We start from the raw sequence: 20,133 nt of genomic DNA, 5'->3' as shown, positions 1-20,133 counted from the left end.
CGGATGAAAACCTCTATCGCCACCGTCTGCATTGCCGGGGATCTGCGCGAGAAACTGGCCGCCATCGCGGCGGCCGGCTTCGACGGGATCGAGATCTTCGAGCAGGATTTCATCGCCTTCGACGCCTCGCCCCGCGACGTGGGGGCGATGGTGCGCGATCACGGGCTGGAGATCTCGCTGTTCCAGCCCTTCCGCGACTTCGAAGGGCTGCCGGAACCCGAGCGGACCCGCGCCTTTGACCGGATGGAGCGCAAGTTCGACCTGATGCAGGAGTTGGGCACCGACCTGGTTCTGGTCTGTTCCTCTTGCCACCCCAAGGCCCTGGGCGGCATCGACCGCATGGCCGCCGATTTCGCCGAGCTGGGCGATAGGGCCAGCAAACGCGGGTTGCGCGTCGGCTACGAGGCCCTGGCCTGGGGCAAGCATGTCTGGGATCACCGCGACGCCTGGGAGGTGGTGCGCCGCGCCGATCATCCCAATATCGGGCTGATCGTCGACAGCTTCCACACCCTGGGCCGCAAGCTGGACCCCGACAGCATCCGCCGCATCCCCGGCGACAAGATCTTCTTCGTGCAGCTGGCTGATGCGCCGCTGATCGAGATGGATCTGCTGTACTGGTCGCGCCACTTCCGCAACATGCCGGGCGAGGGCGATCTGGACGTCACCGGCTTCATGCGGGCCGTGGCCGCCACCGGCTATGACGGGCCGATCTCGCTTGAGGTCTTCAACGACCAGTTCCGCGGCGGCAGCCCGCGGGCCATCGCCCAGGACGGGCACCGCTCGCTGGTCTATCTGATGGACCAGGTGAAACGGGCCGAGCCCGAGCTGAAGATCACCGCCCCCGACATCCCCGCCCGGGTCGAGGCCGAGGGCGTGGCCTTTGTCGAGTTCGCCGCCTCCGAGGCCGAGGCCGAGGGGCTGCGCAAGCTGCTGTCCTCGATGGGCTTCCGCCGGGCGGGCAAGCATGTGTCGAAACAGGTCGAGGTCTGGCAGCAGGGCGAGATCCGCATCGTTTTGAACACCGAGCAAGAGGGCTTTGCCCATACCGCCCATATCGCCCATGGTCTGAACATCTGCGACGTGGGTCTGACGGTGCACAGCGCTGCCGACACGGTGACCCGCGCCCGCGCCCTGGGCGCGACGCCCTTCAGCCAGCCCGTGGGCCCGGGCGAGCTGGACATTCCCGCCATTCGCGGCGTGGGCTCTGGCCTGCTGCATTTCATCGACCACGGCTCGGACCTGGCCAAGGTCTGGGAGATCGAGTTCGAACCCGCCCCCGGCGGTGCCGCGACCGAGGCCGGGCTGACCCGGATCGACCATATCGGTCAGACGATGAACTACGAGGAAATGCTGACCTGGTCGCTGTTCTACCTGTCGCTGTTCGACGTGGCGAAACAGGCCACCGTTGACGTGGTGGACCCGGGCGGGCTGGTGCGCAGCCAGGCGATCGAAAGCCCCGATGGCGCCCTGCGCCTGACCCTGAACGGCGCCGAGACGCACCGCACCTTCGCGGGCCGCTTCATCGCCGACAGCTTCGGCTCTTCGGTGCAGCACGTGGCCTTTGCCACCGACGACATCTTCGCCACCGCCGAGGCCCTGCGCGAGACCGGCTTCGAGGCCCTGCCGATGTCCGACAACTATTACGACGATCTGGCCGCGCGCCTGGGGCTGGAGCCCGAGTTCACCGACCGGCTGCGGCGTGGCAACATCCTGTATGACGAAGACGCCAATGGCGCCTTCTTCCAAGTCTATACCCGCAGCGTCGGCGACGGGATCTTCCTGGAGATCGTCCAGCGAAAGGGTGGCTACGTGGGCTATGGCGCCCCGAACGCGCCCTTCCGGATCGCCGCCCAACGTCGCCTGATGCCGCAACCCGGCATCCCGCGCACCTGACCCAACCCGCCGAGGAGCAAGAAGTGTCCGAACGTAAAGTCGATGTCGTGCAAAAGGTAGACGCCCGCCTGGGGGAAACGCCCCTGTGGGATGCCGCCGCCAACCGCCTGTGGTGGATCGACATCGAACAGCCCACCCTGTGGCAGCTGGATCCCGACAGCGGCGCCGCCGAGGCAGAGGCCCATCCCGGCACCTACCTGGGCTCGATCGCCATGACCCGTTCGGGCGGGCTGATCGCGGCGCGCGACCTGACGCTGGTGCACCGCGCCGCCCAAAGCCGCGACTGGACGCCCTTTGCCGTGACCCCGGATGAGGCGATGCCCGCGACCCGGCTGAACGACGGGCGTGTCGATGCCCAGGGTAGCCTGTGGATCGGCACCATGGACAACGGGCTGAGCCAGGGTCTGGGCGGTCTCTACCGCGTCGACCCCGACGGCACGATGACCCGGATGCTGGAGGATGTGATCGTCTCGAACGGGATCGCCTTCGCCCCCGACGGGCGCTCGATGTATTTCACCGATACCCGCCGCCACGTGACCTGGCGCCTTGGCCTTGACGAGACCGGGCGCGAGATCACCAGCCGTGAGGTTCTGGCCGACTACAGCGCCAGTGGCATCCGCCCCGACGGGGCCTGCGTGGATGCCGAGGGCTGCCTGTGGCAGGCCTTCTTCGCAGGGGGCCAGGTGGTGCGCTATGCACCCGATGGCCGCCTGGACCGGCAGATTGCCCTGCCGGTCACCAATCCCACCTGCCTGTGCTTCGGCGGGCGGGACCTGAAGACTCTTTTCGTCACCTCTGCCTTCAAGTTCCTCAGCGATGAGCAGCTGGCCTCCGAGCCCCTGGCCGGATCCGTGCTGGCCATCGAGGGGGTGGGGCAGGGCGTGCCGGAAAACCTGTTCAACATCTGACGTGATCAAAGGGAGGATACCATGATCCACAAGAACTTCCGCAATGTCACCGCCGCTGCCGCGCTGGTGCTGGGCCTGGCCGGGGCCGCTTCGGCCCAGGTCGAGCTGATCTTCTCGGACGTGAACCCGGCCGAAGTGCCGCGTTCCAAGGCGATGACCGAGATCTTCGCGGCCGAGCTGGGCGACGATTTCGCCTTCCAGCCCTATTTCGGCGCCACCCTGATGAAGCAGGGCACCGAGCTGGTCGGCCTGCAACGTGGCAACATCCAGATGGCCGGCCTGCCGCCGTCGGACCTGGCCCAGCAGGTGCCCGAGTTCGACATCCTGGGCGCCGCCTATGTGGTGCGTGACCAGGCCCACCTGAAGGCCATCTTCGACAGCGAAGTGGGCGCAGAGCTGAAGGCGCTGGCCCGTGAAGAGCTGGGCGTCGAGATCCTCGGCACCTTCTACTACGGCACCCGTCACCTGAACCTGAAGGGCGATGCCGAGTACATGACCCCCGCCGACCTGTCGGGCGTCAAACTGCGGATGCCGGGCGGCGAAAGCTGGCAGTTCCTGGGCAAGTCCCTGGGCGCCAACCCCGTGCCGATCCCCTACACCGAGCTTTACACCGCCCTGCAATCGGGCGTCGTGGACGGCCAGGACAACCCGCTGCCCAACAACCGCCAGATGAAGTTCGACGAGGTCACCGACCAGATCGTCCTGACCGGCCACAACGTTGGCTTCGGGATGCTGCTGGTGTCGTCGCGCGTCTGGGACGACCTGAGCGATGCGCAGAAGGCCACCATGCAGGCGGCTGCCGACAAGGCCACCGCCTGGTCGGATCAGCAGTACCTGGATCAGGAAGCCGAGCTGGTGGAATACTTCGAGGGCAAGGGTCTGAAGGTCTATGAACCCGACCTGGCCGCCTTCCAGGCCTATGCGCAAGAGCAGTACCTGAACTCGCCGATGTCCGACAACTGGCCCGAGGGTATGCTGGAGGCGATCAACGGTCTGTGATCCGTTGCCAGCACTGCAAAGGGCCCCGCGTTGGCGGGGCCGGGAAGGGGTGGCCTTGGCCGCCCCTTTCGCGTTTCAGGTGGGATCAGAGCAGCGCCGAGATCTCGCGCGCGGTGGACAGGACGCGGGCCACATTGTCCTGATCGACGATCATCTGCACCTCGTGGCCCGACAGGTTCATCGCCGCGATGTAGCGCCCGTGGCGCGACACCAGCGGCGCGGCAATCGACACCGTGCCGGTCGCCAGATGCGAGCTTTGCGCCACATAGCCCCGCGCCCGGTCGGCGCGCAAAAGCGGCTTCAGCTCGGCCAGAGAGCGCGGCGCCGAGGGGCTCATCCGTTCGAAGGCGTAGCCCTCGAACCGCCGGTCCAGCTCGGCCTCGGGCAGGTCCGACAGCAGGACCCGGCCCATGGTGGTGGAAAAGGCGGGCAGGCGGCTGCCTACGGGCACGTTCGAGACCATCGAGCGGTCCGACAGGGCGCGGTAGACATAGACGATGTCCGTCCCCTCCAGCACCGCCACATGCACGGTGAATCCGGTGGCGTCGCGCAGCGCATCCGCAGGCAGGCGCGCCACGTCATAGACGTCGAGAGAGGCCAGATAGCGATAGCCCAGATCCATCACCCGCGGCGCCAGCCGATAGCGATTGTCCTGCCGCGACAGATAGCCCTCGCGCTCCAGGGTGACGACAAAGCGATAGGCGGCGGAACTGGTGACCGAGATCGCCTCGGCAATCTCGGTCAGGGTCATTTCCGCATGGCGGTGGTCGAAACATTCCAGGATGCTCAGGCCGCGCAGAAGCGAGTTCGAACGGTAGTCTGGTTCCTTCGCCATGGGCGATGCGGCCCTCCCCGGGCTTAGCTGGTGCCGCGCGCGTTCAGCCGGTCGGCAATGCGCGTCATCGCGGCGGCGTAGTCGGCGAGGATCGCCTGTTCTTGCGGGTGCTGCCCAGCTTGGACCACCCTACGCCCGCGTACAACCACGTCGCCCACATGGAAACCCCGGCCCGCGAAGATGTGGAAATCAAGGCTGGCTTCGGGGGCGGTGGCGGCCAGACCGGCGGGTTCGGGGCTGGTCAGTTCCACGAAACTGGCCATGCCGCCGGGGGTGATCGCGCCCGTGGGTCGGCCTGCGGCCTGGGCCCCGCCCAGGGCCGCGCGGGCCCAGAGGTTGGTGCCCGTATGGGGCTGGTCGGTGGCGGCCAGCACGTTGCGGCGCCGGTCGCGGAAGCGCTGGCTGTATTCCAGCGATTGCAGTTCCTGCGCCGCGACGGTGGCGATATTGCTGTCCGACCCGATGCCGAAAACCCCGCCCTGGGTCAGGAAATCCGTGGCCGGGAAGATGCCGTCGCCCAGGTTCGCCTCGGTCAGCGGGCAGAGGCCCACCACGGCGCCAGAGCGGGCGATCTGGCTGACCTCGGCTTCGGTCAGGTGGGTGGCGTGGATCAGGCACCAGCTGTCGTCGACCGGGGCGAAGTCGTAGAGCTGCTCGACCGGGCGGCGTCCGTTGAAGGCCAGTGCGTCGTTCACCTCCTTCATCTGCTCGGCGATGTGGATATGCACCGGGCAGCCGGGCAGCTTGTCATCGCGCAGGGCCAGAAGCGTGGTGATCTCCTCCGCCGTGGCGGCGCGCAGGGAATGCGGCGCGATGCCCAGGACGTGACCGGCTGCGGCGGCGGGGCCGCGCAGGGCCTCGATCATCTCGGCATAGCCGTCCAGGCCCTGGATGAACCGGCGCTGGCCTTCGTTGGGCGCGGCGCCGCCAAAGTCGGAATGGGCGTAGAAGACCGGCAGGTGCGTCAGCTCCAGCCCCGTGGCCTGGGCGGCCTCGAAGATCGCCAGCGACAGCTCTTCGGGGCGGGCATAGCGGCTGCCGTCAAGGTCGTTGTGGACGTAGTGGAACTCGGCGATGCCGGTATAGCCGCCCTTCAGCAGCGACAGATAGAGCCGCGCCGCCACCGCCCGCATGTCCTCGGGCGAGAGGTTGAGGGCGAAGAAATACATCATGTCCCGCCAGGACCAGAAACTGTCCACCGGGTTGCGGCGCACTTCGGTCAGCCCGGCCATGGCATATTGGAAGGCGTGGCTGTGCAGGTCGGTGATGCCGGGCACCACCGGGTTTTCATAGACCGGCAGGGCGTCCGGGTTGTCGTCCCGGGCCATCGTGGCGATCGTGCCATCGGCGGCGAAATGCACCGACAGGTTGCGCTGCCAGCCCTCGGGGGTCAGGGCCAGGTGGAAATGCGCGCCGGAAAGCTCAGGAGCAGACATCTGGGGGGCGGTCATGTCAGGAGAACTCCGCTGCGGGGGTAAAGTCGGTCATCGCGGCGATCAGGCCCGACAGGGCGCCCTTCAGCCGTTCAGCGCGCTCGGGCAGATAGGTCCAGGGGCTTTGCTCGACCATGTAGCAGTCCTGGGCGATCTCGATTTGCAGGGCGTGGACGCCCCGGGCGGGCTGGCCGTAGTTGCGGGTGATGAACCCACCCTTGAAGCGGCCATCGCGCACGGCGCTGAAGCCGCTGTCCTGAAGCGCGGCATAGGCCGCATCCGACAGGGCGGGGGCGCAGCTTTCGCCGACATTGGTGCCCAGGTTCAGATCGGGCAGGCGCCCGTCGAAGAGGCGGGGAATGCGGCTGCGGATCGAATGCACGTCCAGCAGCAGGCAATAGCCGTGCTGGGCGCGGATGCGCTCGATCTCGGCCGCCAGGGCGTCGTGATAGGGCTGCCAGTAGGTGGCGATGCGGGCGGCGCGCTCGGCGGCGTCGGGCTCCATCCCGTCGCGGTAAAGGGGCGTGCCGTCGAAGTCGATCGTCGAGATCAGCCCGGTGGTGGCGCTTGAATAGAGCGGCACGTCATCGGCTGGCCGGTTCAGGTCGACCACGTAGCGCGAGACCTTGGCGGCCATGAGGCTGGCGCCCTCGGGCAGCACGTCGCGGGCGATCCGGTCCATGTGCCAGTCGGTATCGCAAAGGTCCAATGCCTCGGGTTTCAGCGCCTGCCGCACCGGGTCCGGCAGGTCGGTCCCCGCGTGCGGCACGTTCAGCAGCAACGGCGATGCCCCGGATGTCTGGAAAAAGAGGTTTGTTTCCATGGGTTTGTCTTCTCCTGACCGGCAGGTCGGCGTCATTTCATATTTGAAATCAGATATTGACATGCAAAATCTGAAGGTCAAGATCTGTTCATCCATCCCGCAGGCCCCGGGGCCGCGCCCTTTCGCCTGCGGGGGACCAACAGATCCAGGAGGATTTCACATGACCCTTTCCCGGCGCCACTTCCTTGGCACCTCCGCCGCCGCCGCCACCCTGGCGGCCATCGCCACCCCCGGTCTGGCCCAAAGCCGCACCTTCTTCGGCATCGCCACCGGCGGCACCGGCGGCACCTATTACCCGCTGGGCGGGATGCTGGCCCAGCTGATCTCGAACACCGCCGAGCTGCCCGAAACCAAGCTGTCGGCCACCGCCGAAACCGGCAACGCCTCGGTCGCAAACGCCCAGCTTCTGGGTCGTGGCGAGATCGAATCCGCCTTCGTCGCCGCCGACATCCTGGACGCCGCCTTCCACGGCAAGGGCCAGTTCGAAGGCGAGCCGATCGAGAACCTGCGCGCCATCGGCGCCCTGTACCCGGAAACCGTGCAGCTGGTGGTGCGCGCCGACAGCGGCATCGCCACCTTCGAGGACCTGAAGGGCAAGTCGGTCTCCTCGGGTTCGCCGGGTTCGGGCCAGTGGCAGCTGCTGGGGGACCTGCTGGAAGCGCACGGCATGACCCGTGAGGACATCAACGAAGACTATTCGTCCTTCGCCCAGTCCGTGGACAAGATCAAAGACGGCAACCTCGACGCCTCGCTGATCACCGCCGGCCTGCCGACCTCGTCGGTGACCGACCTGGCCAACGGCCATGACATCGCCATCGTGCCGCTGAACGGCCCGGCGATTGCCAAGCTGCAAGAGACCCAGCCCTACTACGCCAACTCGACCGTGCCCGCGGGCAGCTACAAGGGCATCGACGCCGACGTCGAGACCCTGGCCGTGCGCGCCATCTGGGCGACCCATGCCGATGTCTCCGAAGACGTGGTCTATGCCGTGACCAAGGCGCTCTACGAGAACACCGAGACCCTGGGCAAGGTGCACCCGATGGGCAAGCGCATTGCCATCGACACCGCGCTGGAAAGCGTCTCGATCCCGGTCCACCCGGGTGCCGAGACCTACTACACCGAGAAGGGTGTCGCGAAGTAATGCACCGGCGCGGATATCTGCGCCGGGCGGGGATGGCGGTTCTGGCCGCCATCCTCTCCCTGATTTCCGGCTCCGCTGCCCTTTGGGCGGCGGAGCCGGGTCTTTTCCTGTGCCTGACGGAAACCCGTGGCGCGCAGGCGCTGATCCGGCGCGTGCCCCTGGGCCCCGAGGGCCGTTTCGAGCTAAGTTTCATTCATTCCGTGTCGCGCACGCCGGTCACCGATACCTACCGGATCGACGCGGGCCGCATCCTGCAAACCAGCGAGGTCTTCATGGCCCATGGTGCCGGGCTGCCCTCGATTGCCAATGACATGGATGCCACCGGCTGGCGCCACGAGAATGGTCATTTCATTCTCGACATGCACCGCTATACCGGCCCGATCCCGCTGCGCATCCAGGCGCAGTTCAAGAACACGCTGCATGTCGCCGATACCGAGCTGCCCCTGGCCAGCCTCGGGCATTCGGCGCTTACCCTTGCCCCCTGTGACGAGGAGACACCCGAGTGACGCAAGAAAGCCCCCCGAAGTCCGACAACCGCGGCCACACCGCCGCGGACGGCGATCACGAGTTCACCGCCGACGAAGTCGAGGCGCTGGTTCGTGAATACGATTCGGAATCGAATTTCCGCAACCTGGTCGGCCCGGTTGCGATCCTGGTGACGGTGACCTCGGTCATCCTGTCGCTGTTCCATGTCTACACCGCAGGTTTCGGCCTGCTGAACGAGGTGATGCACCGGACGATCCACCTGGCCTTCGTCATGGGGCTGATCTTCCTGGTCTTCCCGCGCAAGCGGGCAAAGCCGACGCCGGGCCTGTGGTTCCAGTCCGGGATCTTCGCGGCCTTCTACCTGTACCTGCTGTGGCAGATGGTGCCCTCGCTGCCCGAGGGCGCGATCCGCTATGTCTTCATCGCCGTGGTGCTGGTGCTGATCGGGCTGACCCTGCCGTTCAACCGCCCGGGCGCCGACCCGGAAAAGGTCGCCCTGCGCGACTGGATCTTCGCCGCCTGTGGCGCGGGCTTCTCGGCCTATCTGTCCTTCGGGTTCCACCACATCTTCATCGAGAACGTCGGCAATCCGCCGCAGCCCGTCTACATGATGGGGCTGATCGCGATCATGATGACGCTGGAGGCAACCCGCCGCACCATGGGCCCGACCCTGGCCTATATCGGCATCGGTTGCCTTCTGTACGCGCTGTTCGGGCCCTATCTGCCGGGGATCTTCGCGCACCGGGGCTATACGATCACCCGGATCATCAACCACCTGTTCATCGGCACCGAAGGGATCTACGGCGTCGCCGTGGGCGTGGTGGCGACCTATGTGTTCCACTTCGTCCTGTTCGGGATCCTGGCGCAGATGTCGGGGCTGGGGCAGCTGTTCATCGATCTGGCGACGATCATTGCGGGCCGCGCCTCTGGCGGTTCGGCCAAGGTCTCGGTCGTTTCCTCGGGCTTCTTCGGGATGATCTCGGGCTCGCCCATTGCCAACACCGTGACCACCGGCGCCTTCACCATTCCGCTGATGAAGAAATCCGGCTTCTCGGGGCGCTTTGCCGGCGCGACCGAGGCCTCGGCCTCTTGTGGCGGGCAGATCACCCCGCCGATCATGGGGGCCTCGGCCTTCGTGATGACCGAGATGCTGGGCGTGCCCTATAACGAGCTGATCCTGATCGCCATCGTGCCCGCCGCCTTCCACTACATCGCCATCCTGCTGATGGTGCACCTGGAGGCGAAGAAGTTGGGCCTGACCGGCATGACCAAGGAAAACATCCCCCAGTTCGGCAAGGTCCTGGCCAAGTCCTGGCACCTGTTCATCCCGCTGGGCGTGATGGTGGCGATGCTGCTGATGCAGTACACGCCCTTCCTGGCGGCCTTCTGGGGCATCATCCTGACCATCGTGTGCAGCTATGTGCCGCTGATCATGCGCCAGTTCGGCAATACCGCGATGGACACCTCGACCGTGCTGACGCCGCCGCGTCTGGTGCGCGGCTTCGAGGATGGGGCCAAGTTCGCCCTGGCCATCGGCGCCGCCTGTGCCTGCGTGGGCTTCCTGCTGGGCATGACCACCCTGACCGGCCTTGGGTTCAAGTTCTCGGCCGCCGTGGTCGAACTGGCCCATGACCTGGCGGGCTGGGTCACCGCGATCGACTTTACCGGCCTGCTGTCGGAAGAGGGCATGGCGCTGTTCTTCGGTCTGATCTTCGTCGCCATCGCCTGTATCATCATGGGCGCGGGCATCCCGACGACGCCGACCTACATCATCCTGGCCTCCATCGCGGCGCCCGCGCTGACCGAATTCGGTGTGCCGCTGATCGCCACGCACTTCTTCGTCTTCTACTTCGGGGTGCTGGCGGATGTGACGCCGCCGGTGGCGCTGGCCGCCTATGCGGCGGCGGGTCTGGCCCGGTCGGAACCGATGACCACCGGCACCACGGCCTTCCGCCTGTCGATGGGCAAGGCGCTGGTGCCCTTCATGTTCATCTACGCGCCGTCGCTGCTCTTCGTCGACTTCACCTGGCTGGAGTTCATCACCGCGCTCTTGTCGGGCCTGGTGGGCGTGCTGGCCCTGTCGGCGGCCTATATCGGCTGGTTCCGCCGCAGCCTGGCCCTGTGGGAAAAGCTGGTGCTGACCCTGGCGGGTCTGCTGCTGATCTCGACCAACATGATTGCAATCTCCGTGGGCGCCCTGATCGTTCTGGCGATCCTGGCACGTCCAGCCCCGGCGGTTGCCTCTCCCAGTGCCTGAGACCGGAAGGTAGAGGGGGAGTGAGCGGGCGGCGCAATAGCGTCGCCCGTTTTCCTTTGAGAACGGGGTAGGGGGCGCAGAGCGCGCGCGGCACGAATCACGCGGCGCAAGACGCGGAAACGCCCTGCGGGGTGGGGATTTTTGTTGTTTCACCTAAGGAGGTTAGTGGTGCTGCTGGAGAGAATTGAACTCTCGACCTCTCCCTTACCAAGGGAGTGCTCTACCTCTGAGCTACAGCAGCATCCGGGGGCCGTTTTGCGGTGTCGCATCTGGCGTGGCCCGTAGCCGTGGCCGCCGTCTCCGGCTGCCGTGGGCGGGGATTTAGACGCAAACCGCCGAGGGTGCAAGCACAAACTGGACGCTTTTTTGCAGCTCGTTTACAGAAGGCCTATGGCAAGGAAAACGAGCGTTGGAAAAGACGCGCAGACGCGCGAGGACAGGCTGAAATCGGCCCTGAAGGCGAATCTCGCCCGGCGCAAGGCGCAGGCGCGGGCCAGGGCGGATGCAGACAGCCGCGGCGAGGACGACAGCGCCTCGGGCGCGGATAACGGTAAAGAGGACTAGGGCAGATGGATTCGATCATGGTGACGGGCAATGGCCCGCTGAAGGGCAGCATCCCGATTGCAGGGGCCAAGAATGCCTGCCTGACGCTGATGCCGGCGACGCTGCTGTCGGAAGAACCGCTGACGCTGACCAATGCGCCGCGCCTGTCGGACATCAAGACGATGTCGGCGCTGCTGCAATCGCTGGGCGGCGAAGTGGCGGCGATGCAGGACGGCCAGGTGCTGGCCCTGTCCAGCCACGACCTGACCTCGACCCGCGCCGACTACGAGATCGTGCGCAAGATGCGCGCCTCCAACCTGGTGCTGGGCCCGCTTCTGGCGCGCGAAGGCCACGCCGAGGTCTCGCTGCCCGGCGGCTGCGCCATCGGCGCCCGGCCGATGGATCTGCACGTGCATGGCCTCGAGGCGCTTGGTGCCGAGATCGAGCTGCGCGACGGTTACCTTTACGCCAAGGCGCCCGGCGGGCTGAAAGGGGCCGAGATCGCCCTGCGCTTCGCCTCGGTCGGCGCGACCGAGAACATCGTCATGGCCGCCACCCTGGCCAAGGGCACCACGGTGCTGACCAATGCCGCGCGGGAACCTGAGATCGTGGACCTGGTGAAATGTCTGCGCGCCATGGGCGCCCAGATCGAGGGCGAGGGCACGGACCGGATCGAGATCCAGGGCGTCGACCGCCTGCACGGCGCCACCCACCAGGTGGTGGCCGACCGGATCGAGCTGGGCACCTTCATGCTGGCCCCGGCCATCGCCGGGGGCGAGGTGGAATGCGTCGGCGGCAGCCTGGACCTGCTGGGCGCCTTCGTCGAGAAGCTGGACCAGGCGGGCGTTGACGTGGAAGCCACCGAAAAGGGCGTGAAGGTGCGCCGTCGCGGCGACCGCATCCAGGCCGTCGATGTGACCACGGCGGTCTTCCCCGGCTTCCCCACCGACCTTCAGGCGCAGATGATGGCGCTGCTGTGCACCGCCGAGGGCACCTCGGTGCTGGAAGAGACGATTTTCGAGAACCGCTTCATGCACGCCCCGGAACTGGGCCGCATGGGCGCCAATATCGAGGTCCACGGCGGCACCGCCACGGTGCACGGGGTCGAGCGGCTGAAGGGCGCGCCGGTAATGGCCACCGACCTGCGGGCCTCGGTCTCGCTGATCCTGGCAGGCCTGGCGGCCGAGGGCGAAACGGTGCTGAGCCGGGTCTATCACCTGGATCGCGGATACGAGCGGCTGGAGGAAAAGCTTCAGGCCTGCGGCGCCAAGGTTGAACGGATTTCGGGCCAATGACCGAGGACGCGCGTTTCGAAGATGGCGGCGAGGCGCCGCTGAACCTGGGTGCATTGACCGCCGAGGATTTGCAGGTGCTGTCGGCACTGATCCAGGATGCGGTGCTGCCGGTGTCGGAGATGCGCTGGTTCCGCGACGAGCGCCGCTTTGCCATGCTGCTGAACCGCTTCCGCTGGGAAGACGCCGCGCGCGACCGGCACGGGGCCGAGCGGGTGCGCTCGATGCTGGTCTTCGAGAATGTCGAGGCCGTGGCCTCGCAGGGGGTCAGCCGCGATGATCCCGAGATGATCCTGTCGCCCCTGGCGCTGTCCTTCCTGCCCGATGCCGAACCGCCCTCGGGGCTGGTCGAGATCACCCTGGCGGGCGATGGCGCGATCCGGCTGAAGGTCGAGGCGCTGGAAGCGGTGCTGAAGGACGTGACGCGCCCCTATCGCGCCCCTTCGGGCCGGGTGCCCGGGCACGAGGACTGATCCCGGCAGGCGGGCAGGGGGCGGCGGGCCGCGCGCGCCCTTGCTTGAACCCCGCCGCCGCTTCGGTCTAGAGAGATCCGACCTTCGGAGAGACCCATGCCGCATTTCCTGTCCACCGCCGACGCCGATTTCGAAACCCGCTTCACCGCCCTGCTGGGCGCCAAGCGCGAGGACAGCCCCGATGTGGACGACACGGTGGCCGCGATCATCGCCGATGTGCGCGCCCGCGGCGACGCCTGCCTGGTCGAGCTGACGGCGAAATTCGACCGGCTGGAGCTGACCCCCGACACCCTGGCCTTCACCCCTGAAGAGATCGACGCCTATTGCGCCCAGGTCTCGGCGGAAGAGAAACAGGCGCTGGAGACGGCGGCACAGCGCATCCGCGCCTATCACGTGCGCCAGATGCCCGAGAATGCCTTCTGGACCGATCCCGACGGCGCCTCGCTGGGCTGGCGTTGGACGCCGGTGTCGGCGGCGGGTCTTTACGTGCCGGGCGGCCTTGCCTCCTATCCCTCGTCCGTTCTGATGAACGCGATTCCCGCCAAGGTGGCCGGGGTGGAACGGCTGGCCATTGCCGTGCCCACGCCCGATGGCAAGGTGAACCCGCTGGTCCTGCTGGCGGCGCGCCTGGCCGGGGTGGACGAGATCTATCGCATCGGCGGCGCCCAGGCCGTGGCGGCCTTTGCCTATGGCACCGAGACGGTGCGGCCGGTGGACAAGATCACCGGCCCCGGCAATGCCTTTGTCGCCGCCGCCAAGCGGCGCGTTTTCGGCAAGGTGGGGATCGACATGATCGCCGGTCCGTCGGAAATCCTGGTGATCGCCGATGCCGACAACGATCCCGACTGGCTGGCCCTCGACCTGATGAGCCAGGCCGAGCATGACGAAAGCGCCCAGTCGATCCTGATCACCGACAGCCCGGATCTGGCCGACAAGGTCGTGGCGGCGGTCGAGGCGCGGCTGGAGACGCTGGAGCGGCGCGAGATCGCGGGCGCCAGCTGGCGCGACTATGGCGCGGTGATCCTCGTGCGCGACCTGGACGAGGCGGCGGCGCTGTCCAACCGTGTGGCGCCCGAACACCTGGAGATCTGCACCGCCGAGCCGCTGAAACTGTCCGAGAAATGCCAGCACGCCGGGGCCATCTTCCTGGGTGGCTGGACGCCCGAGGCGATCGGCGACTACGTCGGCGGGCCGAACCACGTTCTGCCGACCGCGCGCTCGGCCCGATTCTCTTCCGGTCTGTCGGTCCTCGACTTCCTGAAGCGGACCACCCTGGCGCAGATGACCCCCGCCGCGCTGAAGGCCATCGGCCCCGCCGCCGAACGGCTGGCCACCTCGGAAAGCCTTGAGGCGCATGGTCTTTCGGTCCGCGCGCGCCTGGACAAGCTGAACGAGGGTTGAGTGACGTCACGTTTACGTCGTATCCCTGTCGCGCAATCTTAACCTTCGGGTAAGAATTTGTGGCGTTTTTCTGCGGCGCAGCATAATCTGGCTGCCAGAACTGCGCTGACAGGAGCCCGAGGGAAACACGCCATGTCCCATATCGCGCAAATAGAGCTGGACGACCGCAACCTGCCGCCTCCGACCCCGGAGATCGAGCAGGAACGCCGGGTGGCCATGTTCGACCTGATGGAAGAGAACTCTTTCACCCTGCCGAAGCGGGATGACCGCATCGTGCCTGAAGGCCCCTACAAGGTGGGCCTGTCGATCCGCGACAAGCGGCTGGTCTTCGACGTGCAGACCGAGACGGGCGAACCGGCGGCGCAATTCCTGCTGTCGCTGGGCCCGTTCCGCCAGGTGGTGAAGGATTATTTCGCCATCTGCAAAAGCTATTTCGACGCGGTGAAGAATCTGCCGCCCGCGCAGATCGAAACCATCGACATGGCGCGCCGGGGCATCCATGATGAAGGCGCGCGGGTGCTTGAGGAACGACTCGAAGGCAAGGCCATCGTGGATCACGACACCGCGCGACGGCTGTTCACGCTGATCTGCGTGCTGCACTTCGGAGGATAACGGACCCTTGTCAGCGGAACGTCCGCAATCGGTATTGTTCTGCTGCGACCACAACGCGGTCCGTTCCCCCATGGCCGAGGGCATCATGAAGAAGCTCTACGGCATGGATATCTACGTGCAGTCCGTGGGGGTGAAGAACGACCTCGAGATCGACGGTTTTGCCATCGCCGTCTGCCAAGAGCTGGGGGTCGAACTGTCGCGCCACCGCTCGCGCTCTTTCGAAGAGATGCAGGACTGGGGCGACGACCTGTCGTCCTTTGACCTGGTGGTGGCCCTGTCGCCCGCCAGCCAGCGCTCGGCGTTGGAGCTGACGCGCTATTTTCATCTTGACGTCGAGTACTGGCCGATCATGGATCCCACGGGCATTGGCGAGACGCGCGAGCAGAAGCTGAACGCCTACCGGCAAAGCCGGGACCAGATCATCAATCGACTGAAGGACCGTTTCGGTCCCCCTACAGAGGCCGCATGACCCAGATACTCCAGCGCTATTTCGACGCCTTCAACGCGGGCGAGACCGACGCCATGCTCGACTGCCTGTCCGAGGATGTGCGCCACCATGTGAACGAGGGCCAGGTGCGCGTGGGCAAGGCGCTTTTTGCCGAGTTCAACGCCCATATGACCCGCTGCTACAAGGAACTGTTGACCGACATGGTGCTGTTCGAGGCCGAGGGCGGGCGTCGCATGGCGGCCGAGTTCGTGGTCAACGGCACCTATCTGGCCACCGATGAAGGCCTGCCCGAGGCCAAGGGTCAGACCTACCGCCTGCCCGCCGGCAGCTTCTTCGACATCGACGAGGACGGGCTGATCTGCCGCGTCACGACCTATTACAACCTCGCGGACTGGGTGGCCCAGGTTTCCGCATGAAGGTTGAGGTGCTGACCGGCGCCGCGCTGGAAGGGGCGCTGGATGATGTGGCCCGGCTGCGCATCGAGGTCTTCCGCGCCTGGCCCTACCTTTACGATGGCGACCTGGCCTATGAACGGCGCTACCTGACCGAGTATCAGGCCGAAAGCGCCGTGGTCGTGGCCGCCATCGACGCAGGGCGGATCGTCGGCGTCGCCACCGGCATGGCGATGGAGGCGCATTCCGAGGATTTCGCCGCCCCCTTCGCCGCCCGGCCCGAACCGCTGGACCAGATCTTCTACTGTGCCGAGTCGGTGCTGCTGCCCGAATACCGCGGCCAGGGCTTGGGGCACGCCTTCTTTGACGCGCGCGAGGCCCACGCCCGCGCCCTGGGCCGCCGCTATTCGGCCTTCTGCGGCGTGCAGCGCCCCGAAGATCACCCGGCACGCCCCGAGGGCTACCGCCCGCTGGACGGCTTTTGGCGCAAGCGCGGCTATGCGCCGCTGCCCGGGGTCGTCGCGCATTTCCGCTGGACCGACATCGGCGACAGCGAACAGACCTCTCACCCGCTGCAATTCTGGATGAAGACCCTATGAAGATCGCCGCCGCCGCCTATCCGCTGACCCGTTTCGACACCTGGGCCGACTACGAGGCCAAGCTGACCCATTGGGTGGGCGAAGCGGCAGGGCAGGGGGCCGATCTGCTGGTCTTTCCCGAATACGGCGCCATGGAGCTGGCGACCCTGGGCGGGGCCGAGGCCTGCGCCGATCTGGCCCGGGCCACGCGGCAGGTCTCGGACGTCATGGAGGATGTGAACCAGCTGCACCGCGATCTCTGTGCGCGGCACGGGGTGCATATCCTGGGCGCCTCGGGGCCGGTGGTCCTGGGCGACGGGCGGATCGTCAACCGGGCGCATCTGCACACGCCGGGCGGCCAGACCGGGTTTCAGGACAAGGTCGTGATGACCCTGTGGGAACGCGACCCCTGGCAGGTGACCGGCGTGCCCGAGTTGAAGGTCTTCGACACCGCCCTGGGCAAGATCGCGATCAACATCTGCTATGACAGCGAGTTTCCCCTTCAGGCCCGCGCACAGCGCGCCGCCGAGCTGCTGCTGGTGCCCTCGGCCACCGACGCGCTGGAGGGCTATTGGCGGGTGCGCATCGGCGCCATGGCAAGGGCGCTGGAAAATCAATGCGTTGCGGTCATGTCCTCGATCGTGGGCGACTTTCCGGCGCTGGAGGCCGTGGATGTCAGCGTCGGCATGGGCGGCATCTTCGGTCCGCCCGACGAGGGGTTCCCGCCCACGGGCGTGGTGGCCGAAGGGGTGCTGAACCAGCCCGGCTGGACCTATGCCGAGGTCGACCTGGCCGCCGTGCGCCATGTGCGAAATGCCGGTCGGGTGCGCAATCTGGAGCACTGGGACGAGCAGGCGGGCGGCGATTCCGTCGAAACCTGCGACCTGAGGTAGATTATTTCCTTGAATTCCTGCCGTTCTGCGCCCATTTACGCGACACGGTCGCGCGCTGGCGGGACCGTCACGCAAAACAGGAGAACACATGGCCAAGGAAGACATTCTCGAATTCCCCGGCGTCGTGAAGGAACTCCTGCCTAATGCGACTTTCCGGGTCGAACTCGAGAACGGCCATGAAATCATCGCACATACGGCAGGCAAGATGCGCAAGAACCGCATCCGCGTTCTGGCTGGCGACAAGGTGCAGGTGGAAATGACCCCCTACGATCTGACCAAGGGTCGGATCAACTATCGCTTCAAGTGACGTCGCGCGTTTCGCGCGGCGCCGCCACTGACAAGAGGGCCTGACTTGAAACTCGTCCTCGGATCGGGCAGCCCCCGGCGGCTAGAGCTTCTGGCCCAGCTGGGGGTGACACCCCACGACATCCGTCCCCCCGACATTGATGAAACGCCCCTGAAGGCCGAGCTGCCGCGCCCCTATTGCCAGCGCATGGCCCGGGAAAAGGCAGAGGCGGTTCCGGCCGCGCCCGATGAGATCGTGCTGGTGGCCGATACCACCGTGGCCCTGGGCCGCCGGATCCTGGGCAAGCCCGAGGATGCGGGCGAGGCCGCGGCCTTCCTCTATGCCCTGTCGGGCCGTCGCCACCGGGTGATCACCGCCCTGGCGGTGAAGCGGGGCGAGCGGCTGTGGCAACGCGACGTGGTCACCACGGTGCAGATGAAACGCCTGTCGGATGCCGAGGTGAACGGCTATCTCGCCACCGGCGACTGGCAGGGCAAGGCCGGGGGCTATGGCATCCAGGGGCCCGCGGGCGCCTTCGTGCCCTGGATCCAGGGCTCTTATTCCGCGGTCATGGGCCTGCCCGTGGCCGAAACCGCCGCGCTGCTGGCTGCCGCAGGCTGGCCGCTGTGGGCCGAGCACCCGGAGGGGGACGCATGAAGGGCTGTCAGATTGTCCTGGATACCCGCGCAGGCGCCGATGGCGAGCCCATCGAGATGGCCGCGCTGATCGAAGAGGGCCGGCTGAGCGATCTGCTGATCGACGACCCCGAGCTGGTCGCCCCCGGCACCATCTACCGCGCCGTGGCCGATCGCCCGGTGAAGGGGCAGGGGGGCATGTTCATGTCCACCCCCGACGGCAGCGCCTTCCTGCGCCAGGTCAAGGGCATCGCGCCGGGCGACACCATGCTGGTGCAGGTCACCGGCTACCCCGAGCCGGGCAAGGCCCTGCCGGTCACCGCTAAGATCCTGTTCAAGAGCCGCTATGCCATCGTCACCCCCGGCGCGCCGGGGATGAACATCTCGCGGTCGATCAAGGATGACGACCTGCGCGACGACTTGCAGGTGCTGGCCCATGAGACCTTTGGCGAACACCCGGTCGCGGCGCGGGGCGCGGGGCTGATCCTGCGCTCGATCTGCGCCGAGGCCGAACCCGACGAGATCGCCGACGATATCCTGGCCATGGCCGATCTGGCCGAACAGGTGCTGGCGGACGAGGGGCAGGGGGCGGAACTGCTGCTGGACGGCCCCTCGGCCCATGACCTGGCGCTGCGCGACTGGCCGCGGGGCGACGTGCTGGACGGGGCCGCACTGCCTGCCAAGGAACGCCAAAGCGCCTTCGAACTGGCCGGTGTGCCCGAGCTGGCCGAACCGCTGTGGTCGGGCCCGGCCCTGGCGGGGGGCGGGCGGATGTTCGTCGAGGCCACCCGCGCGGCGGTCTGCGTCGATGTGAACACCGGCGGCGACAACAGCCCGGCGGCGGGGTTCAAGGCCAACCTGGCCGCCGCCCGCGAGCTGCCCCGGGTGCTGCGCGCCCGTGGCCTGGGCGGCATCATCTATCTGGACCTGGCCCCCATGGGCAAGAAGGACCGCCGCCAGTTCGAAAGCGTGCTGCGCGCCGCCTTCAAGGGCGATCCGGTGGACACCGTGCTGGCGGGCTGGACGCCCCTTGGCAACTACGAGCTGCAACGCAAACGTGCCCGGCTGCCGCTGGACCGCCTGGCCGAGGGGCTGTTCTGATGGCCTGTCCGATCTGCAACGCGGCGACCGATCCCGCCTACCGCCCCTTCTGCTCGCGCCGCTGTGCCGACCGCGATCTGGCGCGCTGGATGAACGGCAGCTACGCGGTGCCCTCGACCGACCCCGAGGACATCGAGGCGGCCCTGGAGGCGGTCGAGGCCGAGGTCGAGAAGGCGTTGAAGGCGCAGCGTTTTTCCTGAACGGTTCCGGGGTGTTGCGCGGCGCCGTTTGGGCCGCGTGGGGCCGGGTTGAGGGACGTGCATCTTTTTGCAAAAACCCTCTGGACACTCCCGCGCCCCTCCCCTAGAACGCCTCCACCCAACGACGAAAGTCGTTCCCGTGCCCGGGTAGCTCAGGGGTAGAGCAGTGGATTGAAAATCCTCGTGTCGGTGGTTCGATTCCGCCCCCGGGCACCATTTCCTCCCAAAGTCCTGCGATGTGAGTGACCTGCCGTGCGGTGTAGGACTCTTTCAGGATTTTGCGGGACAGTTACCCCTTGAGCGTCAGCAGGTCGCCAGGCGTCGGGGGCGTTGCGCGCCTCTGGGGCGCCTGTTGATAGTCGGGAAGCCGACCGGCGGGTTGCGCGGCACTTCCGCCCGCTCTGCGGCCTATTGGGAAACGGCCCTAAGAACCTTGATCATGTTGTCTGCGATGCCCGGTCTGTCAGCCCGGGCATCGCGCACTGGGATGCGGGCGGTGGTGGG

Annotated in this window: 22 protein-coding genes and 2 tRNA genes; 20 read left to right on the top strand and 4 right to left on the bottom strand. The window is 66.9% G+C overall.

What is annotated here, in order from left to right:
• Window positions 1-3 precede the first annotated feature (3 nt).
• From ACRARE_RS19790 to dctP, 3 genes are read left to right on the top strand one after another with little or no spacing between them, the layout of a single operon-like run.
• Window positions 4-1,893 carry a bifunctional sugar phosphate isomerase/epimerase/4-hydroxyphenylpyruvate dioxygenase family protein gene (locus ACRARE_RS19790; protein WP_432658201.1) on the top strand — a complete coding sequence of 630 codons (1,890 nt, stop codon included), beginning with the start codon at window positions 4-6 and terminating at the stop codon, window positions 1,891-1,893.
• A 23-nt stretch (window positions 1,894-1,916) separates the two neighbouring features.
• Window positions 1,917-2,801: an SMP-30/gluconolactonase/LRE family protein gene (locus ACRARE_RS19785; protein WP_432658200.1), complete on the top strand. Its 885-nt coding sequence runs from the start codon at window positions 1,917-1,919 to the stop codon at window positions 2,799-2,801.
• A 21-nt stretch (window positions 2,802-2,822) separates the two neighbouring features.
• Entirely contained in the window at window positions 2,823-3,800 is a 978-nt protein-coding gene (gene dctP / locus ACRARE_RS19780) for a TRAP transporter substrate-binding protein DctP (RefSeq protein WP_432658199.1), read from the top strand.
• 85 nt (window positions 3,801-3,885) lie between these two features.
• On the opposite strand, the gene ACRARE_RS19775 is transcribed toward dctP, so the two are convergent.
• The 3 genes from ACRARE_RS19775 to hutG are packed head-to-tail and all read right to left on the bottom strand — an operon-like array spanning window position 3,886 to window position 6,891.
• Complete coding sequence (locus ACRARE_RS19775) at window positions 3,886-4,635, bottom strand: IclR family transcriptional regulator (protein WP_432658198.1); 750 nt, start codon at window positions 4,633-4,635, stop codon at window positions 3,886-3,888.
• A gap of 23 nt (window positions 4,636-4,658) precedes the next feature.
• Window positions 4,659-6,086, bottom strand: a complete 1,428-nt coding sequence (locus ACRARE_RS19770; protein ID WP_432658197.1) for a formimidoylglutamate deiminase — start codon at window positions 6,084-6,086, stop codon at window positions 4,659-4,661.
• Window position 6,087: 1 nt separating this feature from the next.
• Window positions 6,088-6,891 (bottom strand): N-formylglutamate deformylase, encoded by an 804-nt coding sequence (hutG, locus tag ACRARE_RS19765; RefSeq protein ID WP_432658196.1) that lies wholly within the window; start codon window positions 6,889-6,891, stop codon window positions 6,088-6,090.
• 160 nt (window positions 6,892-7,051) lie between these two features.
• On the opposite strand from hutG, the gene ACRARE_RS19760 reads away from it, so the two are divergent.
• The 3 genes from ACRARE_RS19760 to ACRARE_RS19750 are packed head-to-tail and all read left to right on the top strand — an operon-like array spanning window position 7,052 to window position 10,775.
• Entirely contained in the window at window positions 7,052-8,032 is a 981-nt protein-coding gene (locus ACRARE_RS19760) for a TAXI family TRAP transporter solute-binding subunit (protein WP_432658195.1), read from the top strand.
• Window positions 8,032-8,538 (top strand): DUF1850 domain-containing protein, encoded by a 507-nt coding sequence (locus ACRARE_RS19755; RefSeq protein WP_432658194.1) that lies wholly within the window; start codon window positions 8,032-8,034, stop codon window positions 8,536-8,538. The genes ACRARE_RS19760 and ACRARE_RS19755 overlap by 1 nt, the downstream gene beginning before the upstream one ends.
• Window positions 8,535-10,775, top strand: a complete 2,241-nt coding sequence (locus tag ACRARE_RS19750; protein WP_432658193.1) for a TRAP transporter permease — start codon at window positions 8,535-8,537, stop codon at window positions 10,773-10,775. The genes ACRARE_RS19755 and ACRARE_RS19750 overlap by 4 nt, the downstream gene beginning before the upstream one ends.
• Before the next feature lie 166 nt (window positions 10,776-10,941).
• On the opposite strand, the gene ACRARE_RS19745 is transcribed toward ACRARE_RS19750, so the two are convergent.
• Window positions 10,942-11,016 (bottom strand) — tRNA-Thr (locus tag ACRARE_RS19745).
• Window positions 11,017-11,165: 149 nt separating this feature from the next.
• On the opposite strand from ACRARE_RS19745, the gene ACRARE_RS19740 reads away from it, so the two are divergent.
• The 14 genes from ACRARE_RS19740 (at window position 11,166) to ACRARE_RS19675 (ending at window position 19,845) form a co-directional block, all read left to right on the top strand.
• Entirely contained in the window at window positions 11,166-11,339 is a 174-nt protein-coding gene (locus ACRARE_RS19740; RefSeq protein ID WP_432658192.1) for a hypothetical protein, read from the top strand.
• A 5-nt stretch (window positions 11,340-11,344) separates the two neighbouring features.
• Window positions 11,345-12,613: a UDP-N-acetylglucosamine 1-carboxyvinyltransferase gene (murA, locus tag ACRARE_RS19735; protein ID WP_432658191.1), complete on the top strand. Its 1,269-nt coding sequence runs from the start codon at window positions 11,345-11,347 to the stop codon at window positions 12,611-12,613.
• Window positions 12,610-13,083, top strand: coding sequence for a DUF2948 family protein (locus ACRARE_RS19730; RefSeq protein ID WP_432658190.1), 474 nt, complete (start codon window positions 12,610-12,612; stop codon window positions 13,081-13,083). The genes murA and ACRARE_RS19730 overlap by 4 nt, the downstream gene beginning before the upstream one ends.
• A gap of 96 nt (window positions 13,084-13,179) precedes the next feature.
• A complete protein-coding gene (hisD, locus tag ACRARE_RS19725) occupies window positions 13,180-14,484 on the top strand; it encodes a histidinol dehydrogenase (protein WP_432658189.1) in 1,305 nt (434 codons plus the stop codon).
• Between the two features lie 132 nt (window positions 14,485-14,616).
• The gene (locus ACRARE_RS19720) at window positions 14,617-15,096 is read left to right on the top strand and encodes a UPF0262 family protein (RefSeq protein ID WP_432658188.1); all 480 of its coding nucleotides are present in this window, start codon (window positions 14,617-14,619) and stop codon (window positions 15,094-15,096) included.
• 7 nt (window positions 15,097-15,103) lie between these two features.
• Window positions 15,104-15,565, top strand: coding sequence for an arsenate-mycothiol transferase ArsC (locus tag ACRARE_RS19715; protein WP_432658187.1), 462 nt, complete (start codon window positions 15,104-15,106; stop codon window positions 15,563-15,565).
• A complete protein-coding gene (locus tag ACRARE_RS19710) occupies window positions 15,562-15,960 on the top strand; it encodes a ketosteroid isomerase-related protein (RefSeq protein ID WP_432658186.1) in 399 nt (132 codons plus the stop codon). The genes ACRARE_RS19715 and ACRARE_RS19710 overlap by 4 nt, the downstream gene beginning before the upstream one ends.
• Window positions 15,957-16,535, top strand: coding sequence for a GNAT family N-acetyltransferase (locus ACRARE_RS19705; protein WP_432658185.1), 579 nt, complete (start codon window positions 15,957-15,959; stop codon window positions 16,533-16,535). Before ACRARE_RS19710 ends, ACRARE_RS19705 begins: the two co-directional genes overlap by 4 nt.
• Complete coding sequence (locus ACRARE_RS19700) at window positions 16,532-17,407, top strand: carbon-nitrogen hydrolase family protein (protein WP_432658184.1); 876 nt, start codon at window positions 16,532-16,534, stop codon at window positions 17,405-17,407. Before ACRARE_RS19705 ends, ACRARE_RS19700 begins: the two co-directional genes overlap by 4 nt.
• An 88-nt stretch (window positions 17,408-17,495) precedes the next feature.
• The gene (infA, locus tag ACRARE_RS19695; RefSeq protein ID WP_010137880.1) at window positions 17,496-17,714 is read left to right on the top strand and encodes a translation initiation factor IF-1; all 219 of its coding nucleotides are present in this window, start codon (window positions 17,496-17,498) and stop codon (window positions 17,712-17,714) included.
• Window positions 17,715-17,759: 45 nt separating this feature from the next.
• Complete coding sequence (locus ACRARE_RS19690) at window positions 17,760-18,350, top strand: Maf family protein (RefSeq protein ID WP_432658183.1); 591 nt, start codon at window positions 17,760-17,762, stop codon at window positions 18,348-18,350.
• Complete coding sequence (locus ACRARE_RS19685; RefSeq protein ID WP_432658182.1) at window positions 18,347-19,429, top strand: ribonuclease E/G; 1,083 nt, start codon at window positions 18,347-18,349, stop codon at window positions 19,427-19,429. The genes ACRARE_RS19690 and ACRARE_RS19685 overlap by 4 nt, the downstream gene beginning before the upstream one ends.
• Entirely contained in the window at window positions 19,429-19,629 is a 201-nt protein-coding gene (locus ACRARE_RS19680; RefSeq protein WP_432658181.1) for a DNA gyrase inhibitor YacG, read from the top strand. The genes ACRARE_RS19685 and ACRARE_RS19680 overlap by 1 nt, the downstream gene beginning before the upstream one ends.
• Before the next feature lie 141 nt (window positions 19,630-19,770).
• Window positions 19,771-19,845 (top strand) — tRNA-Phe (locus tag ACRARE_RS19675).
• Window positions 19,846-20,133 lie beyond the last annotated feature (288 nt).

It is taken from the genome of Pseudooceanicola aquaeponti (assembly GCF_050897975.1).
Taxonomy (GTDB): Bacteria; Pseudomonadota; Alphaproteobacteria; order Rhodobacterales; family Rhodobacteraceae; genus Pseudooceanicola.
This window is presented reverse-complemented; position numbering and strand designations above follow the sequence as displayed.

Bases quoted from the DNA above. Each gene is read 5' to 3' on its own strand.
- ACRARE_RS19790 (WP_432658201.1), top strand. From the start codon at position 4: ATGAAAACCTCTATCGCCACCGTCTGCATTGCCGGGGATCTGCGCGAG.
- dctP (WP_432658199.1), top strand. From the start codon at position 2,823: ATGATCCACAAGAACTTCCGCAATGTCACCGCCGCTGCCGCGCTGGTG.
- ACRARE_RS19775 (WP_432658198.1), bottom strand. From the start codon at position 4,635: ATGGCGAAGGAACCAGACTACCGTTCGAACTCGCTTCTGCGCGGCCTG.
- ACRARE_RS19770 (WP_432658197.1), bottom strand. From the start codon at position 6,086: ATGACCGCCCCCCAGATGTCTGCTCCTGAGCTTTCCGGCGCGCATTTC.
- hutG (WP_432658196.1), bottom strand. From the start codon at position 6,891: ATGGAAACAAACCTCTTTTTCCAGACATCCGGGGCATCGCCGTTGCTG.
- ACRARE_RS19760 (WP_432658195.1), top strand. From the start codon at position 7,052: ATGACCCTTTCCCGGCGCCACTTCCTTGGCACCTCCGCCGCCGCCGCC.
- ACRARE_RS19755 (WP_432658194.1), top strand. From the start codon at position 8,032: ATGCACCGGCGCGGATATCTGCGCCGGGCGGGGATGGCGGTTCTGGCC.
- ACRARE_RS19740 (WP_432658192.1), top strand. From the start codon at position 11,166: ATGGCAAGGAAAACGAGCGTTGGAAAAGACGCGCAGACGCGCGAGGAC.
- murA (WP_432658191.1), top strand. From the start codon at position 11,345: ATGGATTCGATCATGGTGACGGGCAATGGCCCGCTGAAGGGCAGCATC.
- ACRARE_RS19730 (WP_432658190.1), top strand. From the start codon at position 12,610: ATGACCGAGGACGCGCGTTTCGAAGATGGCGGCGAGGCGCCGCTGAAC.
- hisD (WP_432658189.1), top strand. From the start codon at position 13,180: ATGCCGCATTTCCTGTCCACCGCCGACGCCGATTTCGAAACCCGCTTC.
- ACRARE_RS19720 (WP_432658188.1), top strand. From the start codon at position 14,617: ATGTCCCATATCGCGCAAATAGAGCTGGACGACCGCAACCTGCCGCCT.
- ACRARE_RS19710 (WP_432658186.1), top strand. From the start codon at position 15,562: ATGACCCAGATACTCCAGCGCTATTTCGACGCCTTCAACGCGGGCGAG.
- ACRARE_RS19705 (WP_432658185.1), top strand. From the start codon at position 15,957: ATGAAGGTTGAGGTGCTGACCGGCGCCGCGCTGGAAGGGGCGCTGGAT.
- ACRARE_RS19700 (WP_432658184.1), top strand. From the start codon at position 16,532: ATGAAGATCGCCGCCGCCGCCTATCCGCTGACCCGTTTCGACACCTGG.
- infA (WP_010137880.1), top strand. From the start codon at position 17,496: ATGGCCAAGGAAGACATTCTCGAATTCCCCGGCGTCGTGAAGGAACTC.
- ACRARE_RS19685 (WP_432658182.1), top strand. From the start codon at position 18,347: ATGAAGGGCTGTCAGATTGTCCTGGATACCCGCGCAGGCGCCGATGGC.
- ACRARE_RS19680 (WP_432658181.1), top strand. From the start codon at position 19,429: ATGGCCTGTCCGATCTGCAACGCGGCGACCGATCCCGCCTACCGCCCC.